Here is a 3750-nt window from a genome sequence, read left to right on the forward strand (position 1 = left end):
GAGTTGGAGGGCGGCCTTCACCACCCCGATCCGGGCATCGGTCAGGGCCTTGAAGTCCGTCTGGGTCAGCTTTCCAGTCTCACCGAGTGCGCCGGTGCGGGACACGTCCTCCGCCAAGGCCAACGGGCCTCCGGCGAGCACGAAGACGGCAGCCATGGCAATCAAGCGCTTCTGCATATTGACCTCCCATCGGCGAAAAATTTGCTGATGAACAACAGCGTGGCGTCAGACTTGCTGTCTGATCCAACGGACGAGGCTAGTAGTGATGATATCCGTGGCGCCGGTGGACGCGCCGGGCGGTCCTGCGGGCCGAGCGATGCGCCATCCCGACCGCCGTCACGGTCTTGATGACCAGCCCATCGGACACCGCAGCCGCATCGACCGCGGGTCGGAGATAGCTCAAGGGGGCGGCCTGTGCGCCGCCCAGCGGGACGAAAGTCAGCGCGGCGAGAACGCACAATCCGGACACATGACGGCACAGCATGGTCATCTCCCTCGGTTCAGCCCTGTATCGCCCCAGGTACTCGTTGGTCGTGATCGGTCTCGGGCCAGTCATGGCGCGGGCGAGGCGGGATCATTCGCCCATGGCACGGGGTCTGCCGCGCTGCGGGCGTGACGAGAGCCAAGCTTCACCTGGCCCGGGACCGCAGCCGTTCTGGAGATAGATCACTGTTCCGGACGGCCTGCTTGATCAACAGGGTCTTTGCCACGGGAATTTGCGGCTGCGGGCGCGAGCCCCGGGCGCGTCGCAAACTCGGAGTTGGGACACAGAAGTGCCTCTGCCGCTCCGCTTTCATTTTTGGTTCGTGACGGGAAGTCCGAAGCAGTAGGCGAGCAGCTGGTTGTGCTCGCAGGCCATCCACGCGCTCGAGAACTCAGAGCCCTTTTGCGGCCACAGCATGGCCGCGAAGCCCTGGATCGTACGCCGCGCCACGTGGAACGAACGAGCGCAAGCCACCGCCTTGCGGCGTGGGGCGTTTGACCCGGAAAGTGGTCGCTCTCGATGCCCTGCTGCAGGTGCTTGGCGACGTAGTAGGTAGGTGTGCGGGGGGCAGCCCCCCCTTGCGGCTCTCGGCTATGGCTGATGGGTACGGGCCAGCGCCATCTGTGCAAATGCGATCCGGCGCGAGCCGCGGCTGATCCTGCAGCATCTTGCAGAAGAATCGCTTGACGGCGTCCAGATCGCGGTTGGCCGTGAGCAGGAAGCCGGCCGCCTCGCCGTGCTTGCCGCTCGCGCGGTAGAGGTAGTGCCACCGTCCGCGGACGCGAATGCAGGGCTCATCGACGCGCACCGACCCGCGATGCGGTTTGCGGAACCGGCGCAGGCGGCGCTCGATGGCGGGGGCGAAGGCCAGCACCCACCGGTTGATGGTGGAGTGGTCGGCTGTGAGGCCGCGCTCCAGGAGCATCTCCTCGATGCCGCGGTAGCTCAGGGCGTCGCGCAGGTACCAAGAGACCGCCTGGACGACGAGGCTGGCCTCGGAGTGCCGGCCCTTGAAGTCGTCCCGGGCTTCTCGCTTCAGCTTGAGGGCGAGCGCGTTGAGGCTCAAAGGCCGGCTCCGAAGCGGAGCGCGAAGCTGGGCGGCTGCGGCTAACGACCCGTGAACGCCCGGCATTCGCGTTTGCAACAACCCCTAATGGATCACGTACGGTCCTGACTCGCTCAGATCTCGCCTGCGCGGCTGYCTCGCGTAATGCCTCTGGCTCAGCCGGGCCGATGCGCTGCACGCCAGGCGGTAGGGGTCTGCCCGGACCACCGCCGGAAAGCCCGGGTAAATACGCTGATCTCGGCAAACCCGAGCACGCGCGCTACCTGCGTGAAGGTCATGTCGGTTTGGGTCAGCAGCCGGCGAGCGATCTCGAAGCGGATCTCATTGACCAACGTGCTGAAGGAGAGACCTTCGCGCCGGAGATGGCGGCTCAACGTCCGGCGATGCATCGAGAACAGAGGTGCAATTGCCTTGGCCGAACAACCATCGCTGGGAAGACGCGCCCGGAGGACGCGCCGGACCTCCTCCCCAAAGCTGTCCGCCGCGACGGCGCTCGGCGGCCCGAGGCGATCTGCGAACAGGCGGCGCAACACGGCCTCCGCCACAATCTGTTGCTCAAGGCAACTTGCCGGAAAGACCAAGCCCGCCGTGCCCGCGTCGAAGCGGATGGGTGCGCGAAAGAAACGGGCGAACGGCCCCAGGTCGGTCGGAGGGGGATGCGGGAGCAGGACCTCGGTCGGCGACCACTCGGATCCGCGCAGCATACGCAGGACGTTCACGCCGGTCGCGACCGCACCGTCGGCGATCTGATCCGCGCACTCAGTCCCAGGTGAACCACTGGTGTAACTCAGGCGCGCAGTGTCGCCGTGCTGGGTCAGCATGGGCGCGGCGGTGGCATCCTCTCTGTGTAGGTGCCGCACGACCTTCGTCAGGATCTCGCCAACGGTCGGCGACTGGGGCATCAGGGCGCCCACGAGTCTGAGCGAGGCGAGGAGGTCCCGCTGGCCCACCAGCAGTCCAAAATGCGGACAGTTCGTTCGGGCGACGCAGAGACTGATCAGTCTGCTAAGCTCCGGGAGCGCTCGCGAAGGAGCGTCGTTCTCACCAACAGCCTGGCTGGCTGAGCGGATCTCGTCGTCCAGATCAACGCCAAGGTTCGGTAGGACGGCAGCGATTGCCTCAGCGATGCCGATGCGCAGCATGTCGACAGCGCCTCTTTCGCGGGGCACGCGGGCGTGAACGACTATCGGCGGGGGCGTACCGGCGACCGGGGGCTGCCTTGTCCGCCTGGATGGCGGCCCTTTAGGTTTGCGGGCGCGCATCGGAGCTCCCGCGCGATGGCGAACACCGCCGTCACGTGAGATCGACCGTAGCTCATGCTCCGACGGCTGCTTGATCTAATGGACCGTTCAGGCTGCCGGACGTGAAGAAACGGCCGATGATCGAAGCGCTTCCGAGGTTCCCGCGTGCTGGTAAGTCACTGAGCTGAGAGGTCCTGCTCCTGGCCCAGTAAATCAAGCAGTTCGACCAAGTCTTCTCCATGCCGGCGCCGGCGCTGGTGAGTTTCGCTTGGGAGCCGTCGGGGAAGACCCCACGCATGCCATTCATCTTGATGGCGCTGGCCCTACCGTTCGGGACCTTCGAGAGCCCTTCACGGGCAGAACCGCGCGACTGCGTCGCACAGGGCGAGGCCCCGATCCCCACAGACGCGCAGATCAGCCGCGTGGAGCAGGAGGCCATCACGACGCCACCGCTCTGTGCGTGGTCGCTTCTACGGAGCACTGGGGCTTTTCGCTGCCCATGGCGCTGCTCTACGGCGTGGTGATTGGCTGGGTTGCCGGTGAGATGTGGGTAGCCTCGCTGCTGCATGGTGAAGCAAAGCACTGGACGCGGTTTCCCGTGCTGCGTGGGCGGGTGCGCAGGCGGACGGCTTAAAACCTTTAAAATTTAAAAGTTTGTAGCTCACGACGGTGGCCGGGTGCGAAGCCCGGCCAATCGCGTTTCGGCTTCGAAAGGGCGAGGGGCGCTCCCCGGCCGACTGCCCTACGAGCTGATCCTCCCTCGGTTTCACGGACACCTCTGGTACGCTCATGCTGAGCGGGGAAGGTGTCGGATGGCGAAGACGAGACGAGAGTTCACACCCGAGTTCAAACGCGAAGCGGTCGCCTTGCTGGAGAGCAGCGGCCGGCCGCAGATGCAGGTCGCGGCCGAGCTCGGGATCCAGCCCTCGATGTTGCGGCAGTGGCGCGCCATGCTGAAC

At 65.8% G+C, this 3750-nt stretch carries 4 protein-coding genes; 1 reads left to right on the forward strand and 3 read right to left on the reverse strand.

What is annotated here, in order from left to right:
- Positions 1–256: 256 nt before the first annotated feature.
- From AC1DXK_RS30420 to AC1DXK_RS30430, 3 genes are all read right to left on the reverse strand, one after another.
- Positions 257–484 carry a hypothetical protein gene (locus tag AC1DXK_RS30420; RefSeq protein ID WP_210028601.1) on the reverse strand — a complete coding sequence of 76 codons (228 nt, stop codon included), beginning with the start codon at positions 482–484 and terminating at the stop codon, positions 257–259.
- 391 nt (positions 485–875) lie between these two features.
- Positions 876–1550 carry an IS6 family transposase gene (locus tag AC1DXK_RS30425; protein ID WP_457104586.1) on the reverse strand — a complete coding sequence of 225 codons (675 nt, stop codon included), beginning with the start codon at positions 1548–1550 and terminating at the stop codon, positions 876–878.
- A 155-nt stretch (positions 1551–1705) separates the two neighbouring features.
- Positions 1706–2692, reverse strand: coding sequence for an AraC family transcriptional regulator (locus tag AC1DXK_RS30430; protein ID WP_457104587.1), 987 nt, complete (start codon positions 2690–2692; stop codon positions 1706–1708).
- Positions 2693–3603: 911 nt separating this feature from the next.
- Here AC1DXK_RS30430 and AC1DXK_RS30435 point away from each other — a divergent pair.
- Positions 3604–3750, forward strand: a 147-nt coding sequence (locus tag AC1DXK_RS30435) for a transposase (protein WP_477299665.1), incomplete at its 3' end; no start/stop codon positions are given.

The sequence above is a fragment of the Methylobacterium sp. P3_A11 genome (genome assembly GCF_056403155.1).

What these genes read in the sequence shown, in the direction of transcription:
- AC1DXK_RS30420 (WP_210028601.1), bottom strand. Translation starts at nt 484, where the DNA reads ATGCTGTGCCGTCATGTGTCCGGATTGTGCGTTCTCGCCGCGCTGACT.
- AC1DXK_RS30430 (WP_457104587.1), bottom strand. Translation starts at nt 2,692, where the DNA reads ATGCTGCGCATCGGCATCGCTGAGGCAATCGCTGCCGTCCTACCGAAC.